The 15,931-nt window shown below is 71.3% G+C and carries 16 protein-coding genes; 11 read left to right on the forward strand and 5 right to left on the reverse strand.

Annotated elements, in window-relative coordinates; translation table 11 throughout:
- Positions 1-96 precede the first annotated feature (96 nt).
- The 3 genes from ACMCNN_RS27370 (at position 97) to ACMCNN_RS27380 (ending at position 2,015) form a co-directional block, all read left to right on the forward strand.
- Positions 97-897 (forward strand): alpha/beta fold hydrolase, encoded by an 801-nt coding sequence (locus ACMCNN_RS27370; RefSeq protein WP_412743366.1) that lies wholly within the window; start codon positions 97-99, stop codon positions 895-897.
- Positions 897-1,442 carry a TetR/AcrR family transcriptional regulator gene (locus ACMCNN_RS27375; RefSeq protein ID WP_412743367.1) on the forward strand — a complete coding sequence of 182 codons (546 nt, stop codon included), beginning with the start codon at positions 897-899 and terminating at the stop codon, positions 1,440-1,442. The genes ACMCNN_RS27370 and ACMCNN_RS27375 overlap by 1 nt, the downstream gene beginning before the upstream one ends.
- Positions 1,443-1,541: 99 nt before the next feature.
- Positions 1,542-2,015 carry a potassium channel family protein gene (locus ACMCNN_RS27380; protein ID WP_412743368.1) on the forward strand — a complete coding sequence of 158 codons (474 nt, stop codon included), beginning with the start codon at positions 1,542-1,544 and terminating at the stop codon, positions 2,013-2,015.
- Between the two features lie 3 nt (positions 2,016-2,018).
- Here the strand turns inward: ACMCNN_RS27380 and ACMCNN_RS27385 are convergent, their stop codons facing one another.
- The gene (locus tag ACMCNN_RS27385) at positions 2,019-2,612 is read right to left on the reverse strand and encodes a TetR family transcriptional regulator (protein ID WP_412743369.1); all 594 of its coding nucleotides are present in this window, start codon (positions 2,610-2,612) and stop codon (positions 2,019-2,021) included.
- A 108-nt stretch (positions 2,613-2,720) separates the two neighbouring features.
- Between ACMCNN_RS27385 and ACMCNN_RS27390 the strand changes: the two genes are divergently transcribed.
- Genes ACMCNN_RS27390 through ACMCNN_RS27400 form a run of 3 tightly spaced genes read left to right on the forward strand, consistent with a single transcriptional unit; the run spans position 2,721 to position 5,897 of the window.
- Positions 2,721-3,188, forward strand: coding sequence for a MarR family winged helix-turn-helix transcriptional regulator (locus ACMCNN_RS27390; RefSeq protein WP_412743370.1), 468 nt, complete (start codon positions 2,721-2,723; stop codon positions 3,186-3,188).
- Positions 3,185-4,822 carry an MDR family MFS transporter gene (locus ACMCNN_RS27395; protein WP_412743371.1) on the forward strand — a complete coding sequence of 546 codons (1,638 nt, stop codon included), beginning with the start codon at positions 3,185-3,187 and terminating at the stop codon, positions 4,820-4,822. The genes ACMCNN_RS27390 and ACMCNN_RS27395 overlap by 4 nt, the downstream gene beginning before the upstream one ends.
- A 25-nt stretch (positions 4,823-4,847) precedes the next feature.
- Positions 4,848-5,897 (forward strand): lysylphosphatidylglycerol synthase transmembrane domain-containing protein, encoded by a 1,050-nt coding sequence (locus ACMCNN_RS27400; protein ID WP_412743372.1) that lies wholly within the window; start codon positions 4,848-4,850, stop codon positions 5,895-5,897.
- On the opposite strand, the gene ACMCNN_RS27405 is transcribed toward ACMCNN_RS27400, so the two are convergent.
- The 3 genes from ACMCNN_RS27405 to ACMCNN_RS27415 form a co-directional block, all read right to left on the reverse strand.
- The gene (locus tag ACMCNN_RS27405) at positions 5,863-7,155 is read right to left on the reverse strand and encodes a type II toxin-antitoxin system HipA family toxin (RefSeq protein ID WP_412743373.1); all 1,293 of its coding nucleotides are present in this window, start codon (positions 7,153-7,155) and stop codon (positions 5,863-5,865) included. The two genes, ACMCNN_RS27400 and ACMCNN_RS27405, sit on opposite strands and share 35 nt — an antisense overlap.
- A complete protein-coding gene (locus ACMCNN_RS27410; RefSeq protein WP_412743374.1) occupies positions 7,148-7,414 on the reverse strand; it encodes a helix-turn-helix domain-containing protein in 267 nt (88 codons plus the stop codon). Before ACMCNN_RS27410 ends, ACMCNN_RS27405 begins: the two co-directional genes overlap by 8 nt.
- Positions 7,415-7,496: 82 nt before the next feature.
- On the reverse strand, positions 7,497-8,339 hold the full coding sequence (locus tag ACMCNN_RS27415) for an SMP-30/gluconolactonase/LRE family protein (protein WP_412743375.1): 843 nt from the start codon (positions 8,337-8,339) through the stop codon (positions 7,497-7,499).
- 139 nt (positions 8,340-8,478) lie between these two features.
- On the opposite strand from ACMCNN_RS27415, the gene ACMCNN_RS27420 reads away from it, so the two are divergent.
- The gene (locus ACMCNN_RS27420; RefSeq protein ID WP_412743376.1) at positions 8,479-9,969 is read left to right on the forward strand and encodes an MFS transporter; all 1,491 of its coding nucleotides are present in this window, start codon (positions 8,479-8,481) and stop codon (positions 9,967-9,969) included.
- Here ACMCNN_RS27420 and ACMCNN_RS27425 read toward each other — a convergent pair whose 3' ends face one another.
- Positions 9,970-11,016, reverse strand: a complete 1,047-nt coding sequence (locus tag ACMCNN_RS27425; protein ID WP_412743377.1) for a S66 peptidase family protein — start codon at positions 11,014-11,016, stop codon at positions 9,970-9,972.
- 161 nt (positions 11,017-11,177) lie between these two features.
- On the opposite strand from ACMCNN_RS27425, the gene ACMCNN_RS27430 reads away from it, so the two are divergent.
- The 4 genes from ACMCNN_RS27430 to ACMCNN_RS27445 all read left to right on the forward strand — a co-directional run bounded on the left by ACMCNN_RS27430 (position 11,178) and on the right by ACMCNN_RS27445 (position 15,915).
- Positions 11,178-12,254 carry an ABC transporter substrate-binding protein gene (locus ACMCNN_RS27430; RefSeq protein WP_412743378.1) on the forward strand — a complete coding sequence of 359 codons (1,077 nt, stop codon included), beginning with the start codon at positions 11,178-11,180 and terminating at the stop codon, positions 12,252-12,254.
- 163 nt (positions 12,255-12,417) lie between these two features.
- Positions 12,418-13,944, forward strand: coding sequence for a sugar ABC transporter ATP-binding protein (locus ACMCNN_RS27435; RefSeq protein ID WP_412743379.1), 1,527 nt, complete (start codon positions 12,418-12,420; stop codon positions 13,942-13,944).
- On the forward strand, positions 13,934-14,896 hold the full coding sequence (locus ACMCNN_RS27440; protein WP_412743380.1) for an ABC transporter permease: 963 nt from the start codon (positions 13,934-13,936) through the stop codon (positions 14,894-14,896). Before ACMCNN_RS27435 ends, ACMCNN_RS27440 begins: the two co-directional genes overlap by 11 nt.
- A complete protein-coding gene (locus tag ACMCNN_RS27445) occupies positions 14,893-15,915 on the forward strand; it encodes an ABC transporter permease (RefSeq protein ID WP_412743381.1) in 1,023 nt (340 codons plus the stop codon). Before ACMCNN_RS27440 ends, ACMCNN_RS27445 begins: the two co-directional genes overlap by 4 nt.
- Positions 15,916-15,931 lie beyond the last annotated feature (16 nt).

Below are 15,931 nucleotides of genomic sequence, written 5' to 3' on the forward strand. Positions count from 1 at the left end.
TCAGCGACGTCAGGGCCCAGTCAGGAGCGACTCGACCACGCCGCGGGAAGGCCAGCACCCTTGCTAATGACCGACCGGTCAGTCACTATCGCATACATGCACTTCAGTGATCAAGGCTCCGGCACCCCGGTCGTGCTGCTGTCCGCCAACGGGCACGACAGCCGCGACTACGCGGGCGTCATCCCGACACTGAGCGGCAGCTACCGGGTGATCGCCGTGGACTGGCCCGGTTCCGGGCGCAGTCCCGCGCCGGAGCCGCCGGGCAGCGCCAGCGCGGGCGCGTTCGCGGCCGAGCTGGGCGCGCTCGTGGAGCGGCTGAACCTGCCCGCGGCCCACGTCATCGGCAATTCGATCGGCGGCTACGCGGCGGCACGGCTGGCCATCGACGCACCGCACCGGGTCCGGTCACTGGTGCTCGTCAGCCCCGGCGGATTCCCCGTCCTCGGTGTGGCCGACCGGCTGTTCATCGGGCTCCGGGGACGGCCCGGTGTGACCCGGCTGACCAACCGCCGCTTCGCGTCCGCCTACCTGCACCGGCGTACCGCGCTGACCCGGCAGATCATCGAGCGGGCGACGTACCGCCGAGGCGACGTGCGTGCGGTGGTCGACGCGGCGATCTGGCGCAGCTTCCGCGACCCCGACTTCGACCTCCGGTCGCTGGCCGACCAGATCACCGCGCCCACCCTGGTCGCCTGGGGGCGCCACGACCCGATCTTCGGCGCCCGCGCCCGGGCACAGGTCGCCCGCAGCCTGCCGCAGGCCCGTACAGTCACGTTCGACACCGGGCACGTACCGTTCGCCGAGGATCCGGCGGCGTTCCTCGCCGAGGTGCAGCCGTTCCTGGACCGGGTCGAACGCGACGCCGCGCAGGCGGGGGGCGGTGGAAGGGAAGGCTGATGGCCCGGGTACGCGACCCCGACGGCAAGCGGGCGGCACTGCTGGCGGCCGGGTTGCGCCTGGCCGGCAAGGGCCTGCAGGGGTGGAGCATCAGCGCCATCACCACCGAAGCCGGCGTCGCCAAAGGGACGTTCTACGTGCACTTCGCCGGGCGGGCCGAGTATCTGCTGGCCCTGCACCAGCTCTTCCACGAACGCAGCCTCGGCGGCATGCAAGAGGCGGTCGGTAACCAGCCTCCGGGTCGGGACGCCCTGTTGACGGGTGCGATGGCGTACCTCGACGGCTGCCTGACCGAACGCGCGGTCAAGGCGCTGCTGCTGGAGGCACGGATCGAACCGCTGATCCAGGCCGAGATCGGGGCGCGCAACGACATGGTCGCGGGGCTGACCGAGCCACATTTCGCGGCGATGGGCTGGCGCGAGCCGCGCACCTGCGCCCGCCTGTTCATCGCCCTGGTGGCCGAGGCGGCGCTGCTGGAGCTGCCCGACGGCGTCCCGAATCCCGCGGTACGCCGGGCCGTGGCCGAGTTCCTCGACCGCGCCTGAGGAGTCCCCTCACCAGTGGACGGATGCCGGTTTCGGCTTTCCCGGCGGGGCAGTGCGCCGTTAACTGGGGCCACGACCCCGGGCAGCGAGGAGCCGCAGATGTTCAAGCTCAGCTTCGTGGAACGCAAGTTCGCGGCCTTCATGCGCCAGCCATTGTCCGTACGTTCGGCCATGGCCGTCATCGTCTCCGCGACCGTGGTCAGCGTCATCGCCGGTGCCGTCCTCATCCGGATCGTCGACCCGGAGGAGTTTCCCGACGTCGGCACCGGCCTGTGGTGGGCCGTGCAGACGGTCACCACGGTCGGCTACGGCGACGTGACCCCGGAGAAGACGGTCGGCCGCATCGTGGGCGCCCTGTTCATGCTGGAGGCCATCGCCTTCGTGGCGATCGTGACCGCCGCGATCACGTCGAGTTTCGTGGAACGCGCCCGCCAGGAGCGCGCGGCACAGGCCGACGCACACGCCGACGCGGACCCGATGGCGGCCGAGCTGGCGGACATCAAGGCGCAGCTGACACGCATCGAACGGCTGCTGGAGCAGGCTGGGAGCACGCCTCGGCCGCCGACCGGCTGAGGCTCATCGATCCGGCGCGGGGGCCGCGGTGGCGAGCGCCGTGTGCACCATGTCGCGGATCGAGCTGTCCGGGTGGTCGGTCCAGTACTGGATCGCGACGCGCAGCGTGGTGAGGTAGGTGGCCGCGAGCACCCGCGAGCGCAACTCCGCGTCCGGGCCGGGGAGCCGGGCGGCGAGTTCGGCGGCCAGCTCCCGCTCGACCGTCGCGTACGCGGCGATCTGCTGCGCGGCCAGCGCCGGATGGGCGCGTAGCCGGCGGCGCTGGGCCAGCCACGCCGGGTCGGGATCGGCGTAGCCCTCGGCGATGAGCTGGTCGGCGACGCGGCTGAGCGCGGTCCACGGCGGGTCGTCGGCGGGCTGCTCCCGCACGAGCTGCACGAGGCGGGCCAGCCGGACGGCATCGCCGTACGCGATGGCCTCCTCCTTGCCGGAGAAGTAGTTGAAGAAGGTCCGGCGGGAGACGTTGGCCGCGTCCGCGATCGCCTCGACCGTCAGGTGATCGAAGCCGTCCTCGGCGGCCAGGCGCAGTGCCGCCTCGTGCAACGCCAGCCGGGTGGCGGCCTTCTTGCGTTCGCGCAGTCCCGTGGCCTGAGTCACGACCTGAGGCTACTCGACGTGAATTAATTCTCAAAAGGCAAAGTTGCATTATGAGCAAGTTTAGGTAGATGCTTGTACTCAGCAACCATCTCGGCGAAGGGAGGCACCATGACCGGCAATCCCCGCGATCTCGGGCCCGGCCTGCAGCGACTGACACGCAGCATCCGGCTGCTCAAGCAGTCCCACGCCGAGCGCCGCCCGGCCGTGCCGCTCAGCGCGATGGGCATGCTGGCGCAGATCGAACGGTGGCCCGCCGGCTGCCACGCCCGCGAGCTGGCCCACTGCACCTCGCTTGAACCGTCGACGGTCAGCCGGACGGTCGCGTACCTGGTGGCGCACGGCCTCGTCGAACGCCACCCGGACCCGACCGACGGCCGCGCCACGGTGCTGGCGCTGACCGCGGCCGGCCGGGCCGCGGTCAGCGAAACCCGCGATTGGTACGGGCAGGTGCTCGATCACGCGCTGGCCGACTGGACCCCCGCCGAGCTGGCCACCCTGAGCGCCGCGCTCGACCGCTTCACGCACGACATCGAACTCGCCCTCGGATCCCACGACACTCTGGAGGCCGCGCGATGAGCGCTCGCACCACCGCCGCGCTCGACGCGGAGCCCATGACCCACCGGCAGACCCTGGAGGCGCTCAGCGGCCTGCTCATGGTCCTGTTCGTCGCGATGCTGTCCAGCACCGTGGTGTCGGTGGCCCTGCCGACGATCATGGGCGCGCTGAACGGGTCGCAGATCCAGTACACGTGGGTGGTCACCGCGACGCTGCTGACCGCCACCGCGGCCACCCCGATCTGGGGCAAGCTCGCCGACCTGTTCAACAAGAAGCTGCTGATCCAGATCGCCATCGTGATCTTCGTGGTGGGTTCGGTGATCGCGGGCCTGTCGCAGAACGCCGGCCAGCTCATCGCCGCACGCGCGTTCCAGGGCCTCGGCGTCGGTGGCCTGCAGGCGCTCGTACAGGTCGCGATCGCCGCGATGATCCCGCCCCGCGAGCGCGGCCGGTACAACGGCTATCTCGGCGGTGTCATGGCGCTGGCCACGGTCGGCGGCCCGCTGCTGGGTGGCGTCATCGCGGACACCTCGTGGCTGGGCTGGCGCTGGTGCTTCTACGTCGGCGTGCCGTTCGCCGTTGTCGCGTTCATCCTGCTGCAGATCACCCTGCACCTGCCCACGGCCAAGCGGGACCAGGTGAAGATCGACTACCTCGGCGCGACCCTCATCGCGGCGGGCGTCAGCGTACTGATGATCTGGATCTCCTTCGTCGACGACTCCTTCGCCTGGGTCTCGTGGCAGACCGGAGTCATGGTGGGTGCGTCCGTCGCGCTGCTCGCGCTGGCCGTCCGGGTCGAGTCGCGCGCGGCCGAACCGGTGGTCCCGCTGGGCATCGTCCGCGAACGCACCACCGCCCTGGCGATCCTCGGCAGCCTCGCCGTCGGCATGGCCATGTTCGGCGGCGCTGTCTTCCTCGGCCAGTATTTCCAGATCGGCCGCGGCTACAGCCCGACCGAGGCGGGCATGCTGACCATCCCGATGATGGCCGGTGTCGTCCTGTCGTCGGTCATCGCCGGGCGGCTCATCACCCGCAGCGGACGGGTCAAGCCCTACATCGTGGCCGGCTCGCTCATCCTGGTCGCCGGCTTCGCCGCGCTCGGCACCATCGACCACAAGACCTCGCTGACGGTGGTCGGCGCCGCGATGTTCGTCGTCGGTGTCGGTGTCGGCATGACCATGCAGAACCTGGTGCTGGCCGTGCAGAACACCGTCGCCCTCAAGGACATCGGCGCGGCGAGCGCCACGGTGGCGTTCTTCCGGTCCCTCGGCGGCACCATGGGCGTCTCCGTCCTCGGTGCCATCCTCGCCCACCGGGTCACCGACCGGGTCACGCACGATCTCGCCGCGATCGGCGTCCACTCCACCGGTGGCTCCGGCGGGGGCAGCCTCAACCTCGGCGCGCTGCCCGAGCCGATCCGGGAGATCATCCGCGCCGCGTACGGCGACGCGACCGGCCACATCTTCCTGATCTCCGCCGCCATCGCCGCGGTCGGCGTCGTCGCCGCCCTGCTGCTGCCGGAGATCACGCTGCGCACCAGCCTCGACCTGAACGACAGCACCCGATCGGCCGCCGTCGCCGCCGACGCGTTCGACGGCGCTCCCGCCTTCGACGAGGTCGACGTCGACCGGTACACCACCCCGGCGTCCCGCTGAGATGACCGTGGTGGCGGAGAGTCGGGTGCGCGAAGCGGCCGCGGCGGAGCCCGCGGTGGCCGCGTCACGACGCCGGCGGCGGCTGTCGTGGTCGCTGCGGCTGACGGTGCTGGCGGTCGCCGCCGTCGCGGGCTGGTTCACGTTGCGCGGACGCGTACCGGCACCGCGCGACGTCGCCGCGATGCTGGCCGGTGCTGACCTGCGCTGGATCGCCGTCGCCATCCTGCTGCAGTTCCTGTCCCAGGTCGCGTTCGCGTTGCAACAGCGCCGGCTGCTGGCGGGCGTCGCCGTCCGGCTCTCTGTGCGGCAGGCGGTGGCGATCACGTACAGCCGGTCCGCGATCAGCATGGTGCTGCCCGCCGGAAGCGCGATGTCCGCGGCGTTCGCCATTCGCCAGTACCGCCGCCACGGCGCCGCGACCGGCACCGCGACCGCCGTGACGGTGCTCTCGGGGCTGGCCTCCGCCGCCGGGCTCGCCCTGCTGGCGGGGGCCGCCTTCGCGCCACAGGTCGCGTCCTGGCTGGTCCGGACCGCCACCGAACGGCCCGGTCCGTTGGTCGCCGTACTCGCGGCACTCGCCGCCGTCGGCCTCGTCCCGGTCGTGGCACACCGGCACACCCGGTGGCGCCACGCCGTCCGCCGGGTGGCGCGCTGGCCGCTGGCGGCGCGCGCCGTCGGGCAGGCGCGGCGGGCCGTGCGGGACGTGCGCTCCGTCAGCCTGCGCGACTGGGCCGCCACCATCGCGTACGCCGCCGTGAACTGGTTGCTCGACCTCGCCTGCCTGGTCGCCGCCGCGCACGCCGTCAACGTCGAGGTGCCCTGGCGGCACATCGCGACCGCGTACCTGGCGGTGCAGATCGCGCGGCAGATCCCGCTCACTCCGGGCGGCATCGGGCTGATCGAGGCGAGCCTGCTCGCCGCCCTGGTGGCGGGCGGGATCCCGGAGGCGGGGGCCGCCGCCGTCGTGCTCGCCTACCGGCTCATCTCGTTTTGGCTCATCCTCCCGCCAGGACTGACCGCCTACGTACGGCTGCGCCGATTCAGTCCGTCGCGAGCGCGGCACGGCAGCGTTTGACGTGTTGCGACACTCGATCGGCCAGCCGGTCGGGCAGGTCGGAGCCGAGCGCCAGCACCGCTTCGTCGCGGGCCGCCACGCGGAAGGCGTCGGGAAGACGCCGGGCCAGTTCGTCCACGCGGCCCAGGACCTGGTCGGGATGCAGGCCGTTCCGGTCGGCGAACGCCGCCCAGTGCCGGGCTCCGATCGCGTCCACCCGATACTCGGAGCCGATCTTCATCGCGAGCCGCAGGCGTGGCCGGTACATGTCCTCGTACGGCAGGCTGCTGGCCACGTCGTACAACGGCGCCAGGCGGACCTGGCCAGGGGCCATGAGAACCGAGTAATTCTTGGCATGCGCATCGGTGCCCGCGATCAGCCAGTTGAGCGCGAGCGCGTCGACGAACTTGCCGACGTCGGACTCTGCCACCGCCGACGGCTGAGCCGCGCGTCGCAGCAACTCGATGATCTGCTCGGGTGTGGGGCCGCCCTCGCTCTGATACTTCTGCGACGGCGGCACTCCGAGCGCCTGACACAGATCCTCCTGGTGAACCCGCGTCACCGTTCCGCCAGGGCCGGGGAGGCGGTCGAACCGGTCGACGACGATGGCACGCTCCGCCCCGAACGCCGTCACCCTCGACGTCGCCATGTGCATTCCGGCCCGGGATGCCGCAGCGAGGCAGAGATGCTCGTTGAGATCGTGGTCGTCCAGGCCCGCGATGGCGGGCTTGAGGATGTGCGTGGTCGGGACGGCGCCGTACGGATCGCCCCAGCGATCGCTCGTCGCGTCCCAGTGCAACGCGGTCTTCGCCTGCGCACCCGCCAGACTGAACTGTCCGGTTCCGGCGAGATGCCATGCCGCCGGATCGCCACGCAGCGTGCGAAGTCGCTCGGCGATCCGTTCGTCCGTGAGCGGCCGTACGCCCCCTTCGTTGTCGAGCAGCCCGGCGAGGCGCTCCGGCCGCACGAACTGCACGGCGCCGGCGCAGTCCTCACCGACGTGCCGCAGCAGCGCGAACGGATTGCCCGCCGAGACGTGGAAATCGCGACCCCAGCGTTCGAGAACACGCTCGTTGTCCGGCAGCAGCCCCTGGCAGAACGCGTGGACGATGCGGCCGGAATAGTTTTTCGCCGCGAGGGGCATGGACAGCGACAACGGCGTCGCGCCCGCCGACGTACGCCATTCGTCGTCGTAGGTGAGCGTCAGTGTTCCGCCCGGACCCTGGTCGAGGGTGGCCGCGCGACGGCCCGCGAGCAGCACGGTCAGCTGGTCAGGCATGCGGACCCGCGAAGCGTTTCAAGTACTCGTCCAGGTCGATCTCGGGCTTGGGGGCGGGGCGCACCTCGATCATGAGCCCGAGCGCCCGGATCACCTTGACGACCAGGCCGACCTCCGCCGTGACCTTGCCGCCCTCGAAGTCGGACAGCCAGCGCCGGCTCACCCCCGCACGCGCGGCGACGTCGGACTGACTGAGCCCCGCGTCGCGACGCTCCTGGCGCAGGAAGATGCTCAGATCGTGCGCCGTGTCGATACGCATCGCACACCCCCTGAGAACGTACGCGCACAACCTATCACTTGAGCGCGTACGTGCACAAAGGCACGCTTGAGCGCGTACGCGCTCAGGGCCACCCGGCCCCCGGCACGTCGACCTCGATGGACAGCACCTCGCCGCTGCCCGGCGCCACCATCTCGGCCTCGGTCATGCCCTGCCACTGCGCGGCCGTGATGAACAGGGTCGTCCCACCGGGACCGCCCAGCACACACGCGAAGGCGCCCCGATCCACCATCACGGTGTCCAGGACCGAACCACCCTCGGCGACCCGCACGCACCGCTGGTTCGGCACGTCGGCATACCAGACGGCGTTGCCCGCGTCGAGGCAGATGCCGTCGGGCACACCGTCGCCGAGGTCCGCCCAGACGCGCCGGCCGGACAGGTCGCCGTACTGATCGATGTCGAACGCCACCAGGCAGTGCCGATAGGAATCGGCGACGATCAGCGTCGCGTTGTCGGCCGTCACGGCCATCCCGTTCGGGAACGCGATGTCGTCGGCGACCCGGCGCACCGAGCCGTCTCCCGTGACCAGGGCGACGGAGCCCGGGCGGAACGCCTCCCCCGCCGTCGGGTCGAAACCGGCCCCGTTGACGTAGGCGTTGCCGCGGCCGTCGGCCACGATGTCGTTCCAGCCGGGACGGCCGAGATCGGCGTAGGTGGCCAGCGTCCCCTCAGGGTCCCGGCACAGCAGGCGGCCGTCCGCCGACGAGACGATCAGCAGCCGATCGTCGGGCAGCCACGCGGTGCACAGCGGCAGCGACGCCACCCGCGCGACCACCTCGCTGGAGCCGTCCGGGCCCACGGATATCACCTCGCCCGCGGACCAGTCCGAGAAGTACAGCCGGTCCGCGTGCCAGCGAGGCGATTCGACCAGGCCCCGGCCGGAAAGCAACCTGCGCGGTTCGCTCATCCCTGTCACCGCCCTCCGGGCAACAGCCTTCCACCCGACGCCCCGAACCCACGCGCGACTTGACGAAGCCACGGTCCCGAGTTGGCGCGACGGCTTTCAGGTACACAGCACGGCCACCCCCGGGGGCTAGGGTCCGAACATGGCTCTCGTGCGGTACGGCACCGCGACCGGCCGCTGGGTACTGCTGGCCACGGTGCTCGGCTCCAGCCTCGCGTTCATCGACGCCACCGTGGTCAACATCGCGCTGCCCGCGATCGGCCGCAACCTCGGCGCGGATGCGGCGGGCCTGCAGTGGACAGTGAACGGCTACGGCCTCAGCCTCGCCGCCCTGGTCCTGCTCGGCGGCGCGCTCGGCGACCGGTACGGCCGGCGCCGGATCTTCCAGCTCGGGGTGGCCTGGTTCGCCGCCTCCTCGCTGCTGTGCGGGCTCGCCCCGACGACCGAGTTGCTGATCGCGGCCCGGGTGTTGCAGGGCATGGGCGGTGCGCTGCTCACGCCGGGCGCGCTGGCCATCCTGGAGGCGTCGTTCGTCCGCGAGGACCGATCCCACGCGATCGGCGCATGGTCCGGCCTGGCCGGCATCGGCGGCGCGCTCGGCCCGTTCCTCGGGGGCTGGCTGGTCCAGGTCGCGAGCTGGCGGCTGATCTTCCTCATCAACGTGCCGCTTGCGCTGGTGGTCCTGCTGGTCTCGGCGCGGCACGTGCCGGAGTCGCGGGACGCCACGGTCGCGGGTCGCGGCGTCGACTTCGCCGGGGTGCTGACCGGGGCGGTCGGGCTCGGCGGGCTCACGTACGGGTTCACCGCCTGGCCGGTGCGCGGGCCCGGGAGCGCGGTGGTCCTGGCCTCACTGGCCGTCGGTATTGCCGGGCTGATCGCGTTCGTGCTGGTCGAGCGCCGGGTCGCGCATCCGATGCTGCCGCTGGACGTCTTCTCGTCCCGGGCGTTCAGCGCGGCGAACATCGTGACCTTCCTGGTGTACGCGGGCAACGGCGGCGTCTTCTTCCTGGTGGTGCTGAACCTCCAGGTGGTCGCCGGGTTCCCGCCCCTGGCGGCGGGGATCGCGCTGCTGCCGGTGACCGTACTGATGCTGTTGTTGTCCGCCCGGGCCGGAATGCTGGCGCAGCGGATCGGGCCGCGCATCCCGATGACCGTCGGGCCGCTGGTGTGTGCGGCGGCGCTGGCGTGGATGTCGGGCATCGGGCCGGGCGCGTCGTACTGGGTGGATGTGCTGCCGCCGGTCGTGCTGTTCGGTCTGGGCCTCGCGATGCTGGTGGCGCCGCTGACCGCGACCGCGCTGGGTGCGCTCGGCGATGCCCGCGCGGGAATCGCGAGCGGCGTCAACAACGCGGTCGCGCGGGCGGCGGGACTGCTGTCGGTCGCGGTGCTGCCGCTGGCGGCGGGGATCGGCAGCGGCAGCCTGACCGATCCGGTGTCGCTGCATCCGACCTACCGGAACGCCCTGCTGATCTCCGCGGGGCTGATGGTCGTGGGCGCCGCGGTGGCCGCGGGCTTCGTGCCGCGCCGCCTGCACCCGGCCACGCCGGAGACGGCGGAGGCGCCGCCGACCCCGGTCCGGACCTTCTGCGACCCGGCCGCGCCGCCGCGGCACCCCCAGCCGGAGCACGTCTGATCAGAGGTGTGCGGTGATCCGGCGCGCCGGGCCGTCCACGGTGACGGAGCCGCCGTACGGCAAAATCCACTGCGGGTTGGTGTGTCCGAAGTCGACACCGGAGACCACCATCGCCCCGGGGTGGTAGTCGCGTAGCGCGCGCAGCACCGCGTCGCGCTGGTCGTCGCGGTACTCGGCGCGTTCGCCGGGTGGGCGCGGCGCGGAGAACGACGTGGCTTTGGCGGTGGCCACCAGGACGGCCGGGAACTGCGCCAGCAGGCCACGCTCCCCCGCGTTGCGCAGCATCCGGAACACCTCGGTCGCCGGTGGCATCTCCTCCGAGGTCTCCAGCAGCAGTACGCAGCCCGCATAGTCGTCGACCGGGCGGATCCATCGGTCGGCGGCGAGCTGCCAGTGCAGGATCTCCAGGTTGCCGCCCCAGGTCGGTCCGGTGACCACCCGGTCGGGCTGGTGCCACACCCAGCCGGGGCTCGGCACGTGTGGCACCGACTCGGTCAGCGAGGCGGGGTCGCGCCAGTTCAGTTCCTCGTCGCTGAACGTCTCGACCGGGGTGATCTCCAGGTCGCCCGGGGTGAACAGGGCGGCGCGCAGCGAATCCGCGGAGACGGGGTGCATGCCGCCGCCGAGCGCGAGATGCACCATGGTCGACCCGCCGTGGTAGGCGGCCACGCCGTGGTGCCACAGCCACAGCAGCAGGTTCGTGTTGTCGGAGTACCCGAAGAACGGTTTCGGGTCGGCGACGAACGGCGCCGGGTCCAGGTGCGGCAGCACGGTGATCTGGTCGTCACCGCCGATCGTGGCCAGCACGGCCCGGATGCTCGGGTCCGCGTACGCGGCCATCAGGTCCCGGGCCCGGTCGGCGGGCGCCGCGCCGAGCCGGCGGGTGGTCGGGTACTCGACCGGTTCGAGGCCGAAGTCGTCGCGCAGCCGCCGCATGCCCTGCTCGTGCAGGTCGGGGAATTCGGCGGGGGCGGCGAAGGACGGCGAGACGACCGCGACGCGGTCGCCCGGAGACACCTTCGGCGGCGTACGGAACGTGGGGCGCATGTCTTCATCAAAGCCGACCCGACAACCGGGTTTCGGGCAGATCGGACGGCGCACATGGGCGAAGGCGACTGACCTTGACAGGAAAAGTTCGATAGTGAGTGAATGTGTTTCCAGCGAGTTACCACTATCGATCGCTTCCCTCCGCTCGTTAGGAGACCGACATGAGCGCTATCCCCGGCCGGTGGCGGCCGGCGGCCGCCACCCTCGGTGCGGCCCTGCTGTTCCTCAGCGCCTGCGCGAAGTCCGAGGACGGCGACACGGCCGCCGGCGGCACGTCCACCGCCGGGGCCCAGGTCGTCGCGTCCGCCTCGCCGGGCGGCGCGACCTGCACCATCGATCAGTACGGCGGCACGAAGGTCGATCTCAAGACGGCGAAGGTGGGCTTCTCCCAGTCGGAGAAGGAGGCCAACCCGTTCCGGATCGCCGAGACGCAGTCCATCAAGGACGAGGCCGCCAAACTGGGCATCACGAACCTCACGACGACGAACGCGAACTCACAGTTCAACAAGCAGATCAGCGACGTGGAGCAGATGCTCGACTCCGGCGTGCAGCTGCTGATCGTGGCGCCGCTGAATTCCGACGGCTGGGACTCGGTGTTCGCGAAGGCCTCCGCCAAGAAGGTCCCGATCGTCACCATCGACCGCAAAATCAACGCCGCGGCCTGCAAGGACTACCTGACCTTCATCGGCTCGGACTTCGCCGAGCAGGGCAAGCGGGCCGCCGACGAGATGGCCAAGGCGCTCGGCAACAAGGGCACCGTCGCGATCCTGCTGGGCGCACCGGGCAACAACGTCACCACGCTGCGGACCAGCGGCTTCAAGGACGAGATCGCGAAGGTCGCGCCGGACGTCAAGATCGTGTTCGAGCAGACCGGCCAGTTCTCCCGCGAGGAGGGGCAGAAGGTCACCGAGCAGCTGCTGCAGTCCAACTCGGACATCAACGGCATCTACGCCGAGAACGACGAGATGGCGCTCGGCGCGGTCGTGGCCCTCAAGGGCGCGGGCAAGAAGGCGGGCGACGTCAAGGTCGTCTCGATCGACGGTACGAAGGGCGCGGTCCAGGGGATCGTGGACGGCTGGATCAACGCGGTGATCGAGTCGAACCCGCGGTTCGGCCCGCTGGCGTTCCAGACCGCCACCACGTTCTTCGGCGGCCAGCCCGTCCCCGCGGACATCGTCATCCAGGACCGTCAGTACGACGCGAGCAACGCAAAGACCGATCTGGCCAGCGCGTACTGACCCACGCGCGAGGAACCGGCGTGGCGGCGCCGGGCGGACCCGGGGTGACCCGGGGGCGCCGCCACGCCCCGGCCCTCGGATGAGACGGCCTGCCCATGTTCGGACGTGAGCTTTACATCGATGGACTTGACGGAACATGTTCGGACGTGAGGGAATTCGGTGCATGACGCTGCTTGAGGTCGTCGATGTCCGCAAGTCGTTCCCCGGCGTACGGGCGCTCGACGACGTCTCGTTCACGCTGCGCCCCGGCGAGGTGCACGCCCTGGTCGGCGAGAACGGCGCGGGCAAGTCGACCCTGATCAAAGTGCTGACGGGCGTGTACCAGCCGGATCACGGCGAGATCCGCTACCAGGGCGAACCGGTCCGTTTCGACACCCCGCTGGACGCCCAGCGCGCCGGGATCTCCACGATCTACCAGGAGGTCAATCTCATCCCGCTGATGAGCGTGGCGCAGAACCTGTTCCTCGGCCGCGAGCCGTACCACCGCACCGGCCTGCTCGACCTCGACCGGATGCACAGGGAGGCCGCCGAGATTCTGGCCGGCTACGGCGTCACCGCCAACGTCCGGCGGCAGCTGGGCACGCTGCCGTTGGGCGCGCAGCAGATGGTCGCGCTCGCCCGCGCCGTCATGATCGACGCGAAGGTGGTGGTGATGGATGAGCCCACCTCCTCATTGGAGCCCCGCGAGGTCGAGACGCTGTTCGGCGTCATCCACGACCTGCACGCCCGCGGCATCGGCATCGTCTACGTCAGCCACCGCCTCGACGAGCTGTACCGGATCTGCGACGCGGTCACGATCCTGCGCGACGGCCGCCTCGTGCACACCGGCCGCCTGGCCGACCTCGACCGCCTCCAGCTCGTCGCGCTCATGCTCGGCCGCGACACCACCGAGGTGCGGCGCGACGGCTTCACCGGCTTCTCCGGCGCGGACACCGCCGACCCGAACGCACCTCCGGTGCTCAGCGTGCGCGGCCTGAGCAGCCGCCACCGGCTGCACGACATCAGCTTCGACGTACGGCCCGGCGAGGTGGTCGGGCTCGGCGGGCTGCTCGGCGCCGGGCGCAGCGAGACGATCAAGGCGATCGGCGGCGCGTACCCGATCGACCGCGGCGACATCACCGTCGACGGCACCGACCTGCACAAACCGACCACGGTCGCGGCGCTGCGGGCGGGCATCGCGGTGCAACCCGAGGACCGCAAGGCCGAGGGCATCGTCGCCGACCTTTCCGTACGGGAGAACATCGCGCTCGCCGTCCTGCCCCGGCTGAGCCGCCTCGGCGTGGTCTCCGAGCGGCGCATCGACGCGATCGTCGAGGCGTTCATGAAGCGCCTGCGGATCAAGGCGTCCGGTCCGCACCAGCGCGTCGGCGACCTCTCCGGCGGCAACCAGCAGAAGGTGCTGCTGGCCCGCCTGCTGGCCACCGAACCCAAGGTGCTGCTGCTGGACGAGCCCACCCGGGGCATCGACGTCGGCGCCAAGGCCGAGGTTCAGGCGCTGATCGACGAGCTGGCCGCCGAGGGGCTCGGGGTGGTGCTGGTCTCCTCCGACGCAGAGGAACTGGTCGAGGGCGCCGACCGGATCGTGGTACTGCGCGACGGCGGGATCGTCGGCGTCCTCGACGGCGACCGGGTGACCACCGAGGATCTGCTGGCCACGATCGCCGCGGCGGGAGACGACGATGACGACTGAGGCGGTCGCCCCGCGGTTCGACCCCACCCGGCTCCGCGCCTGGCTCCCCCGATACGGCGTGTACGCGGCCATCGCCGTACTCGTGCTGTCCAATGTGCTCTTCACTCCGTCGTTCCTGACCTGGAGCAACCTGCGCATCCAGCTGGTGCAGGTGGCCCCGGTGGTGATCGTCGCGCTGGGCATGGCGCTGGTCATCGGCACCGAGGGCATCGACCTGTCCGTCGGTTCGGTGATGGCGCTGGCCGCCGCGCTCATCCCGCTCTACCTCGGGTACGGCGTCCTCGCCGCGATCGTGGTGTCGCTGCTGGCCGGAGTCGCGGTGGGCCTGATCAACGGCACGCTGGTGGCCCGCGTCGGGTTGCAGCCGATCGTCGCGACCCTCGCCCTGTTCGTGGGTGGGCGCGGCCTCGCCGTGGTGATCTCCGGCGGTCAGCTCAAGGACATCCGCAACCCCGACCTGCGCTACCTCGGCTCCGGCGACCTGCTCGGGGTGCCGGTGCTGGTGTGGATCGCGGCGATGCTGGTCGTGGTGATCGCGTTCACGGTCCGGCGCACGGTGTTCGGTCGCCGGCTGCTGGCGATCGGCGGCAACCGCCCCGCCGCCGAGCTGGCCGGTGTGCCGGTCAAGCGGGTGCTCACCACGGTGTACGTGGTCTGCTCCGTGCTGGCCGCGATCGCCGGGGTCTTGGCGGTCGCCCGCATCCAGTCCAGCGACGCGTCGGCGGTGGGCCTGCTGATCGAGCTGAACGCGATCACCGCGGTGGTGGTCGGCGGCACCCCACTGACCGGCGGCCGGGTCCGGGTGCTCGGCACGGTGGCCGGCGCGCTGCTCATGCAGCTCGTCGTCGCCACCATGATCAAACACAATCTGCCGCCCTCGACGGCCGAGATGGTGCAGGCCGCCATCATCCTCGTCGCCGTCGCGGTGGCGCGGGAGAGCAGGACTCGATGACTCAGGGAATCGCTTCGCACCCGCCGGTCCCCGCGACGTCCGGCACCGCGGATCCGGGCCGGGCCGAACGCACCGACCGGATCGTCGGCCTCGTCCAGCGGCAGGGGGCCGCGGCGGTCCTCGGGGTCGTCGTGATCGCCGGGGCGCTGGCCTTCCCGGAGTTCCGCAGCTACGCCAACGCGGCCACCATCCTGGTCACCGCGGCACCGCCCATGCTCATCGCGCTCGGCATGACCTTCGTGATCATCACGGGCGGCATCGACCTCTCCGTCGGCTCCCTGTACGTCCTCGGCGGAGTCGTCGCCGCGTACGCGTCGCAGTGGGGACTGCCGGCCGCGTTCGCCGTGCCGCTGCTGCTCTGCGGCGCGATCGGGGTGCTCAACGGGGCACTGGTCGCGTACGCGCGGATGGCGCCGTTCATCGTCACGCTGGCCGCCCTGCTCGGCGCGCGCGGGCTCATGCGGGCCATCACCGACGAGGGCTCGACCACCTATTTGGTACGCAACGACGCGTTCCGCGCCTTCGGCAACGGCTCGTTTCTCGGTCTCGGCTACCCGGTGTGGCTGGCCGCCGCACTCGTGCTGGTCGGGGCGCTGGTGCTGGCGCGTACCCGGTTCGGCAATGCGGTGTTCGCGGTCGGCGGCAGCGCCGACGCGGCCAGCCTGATGGGCGTCGCCGTACGCCGTACCCGGGTGAGCGTGTACGTCATCTCCGCGCTGCTGGCCGGGCTCGCCGGCGCTGTCAACACGGCGAAGCTGGGCTCGGGGGTCACCGTGCTGGGCACCGGCATGGAACTGGACGCGATCGCCGCCGTGGTGATCGGCGGCACGCTGCTCACCGGCGGCGCCGGATCGGTCGGCGGCACGGTCGCCGGGGTGCTGCTGCTGGCGGTCGTACAGAACCTGATCAACCAGGTGGGCACGCTCAACAGCAACTGGCAGCAGGTGGTCAGCGGCGTCTTCCTGGCCGCGGTCGTGGTCGCGCAGACCTACCTGAACCGGCTGCGCCGGGTGACCTGACCCACGTCGCCACGCC

Source organism: Krasilnikovia sp. MM14-A1004 (assembly GCF_047159485.1).
Classification (GTDB): Bacteria; Actinomycetota; Actinomycetes; order Mycobacteriales; family Micromonosporaceae; genus Actinoplanes.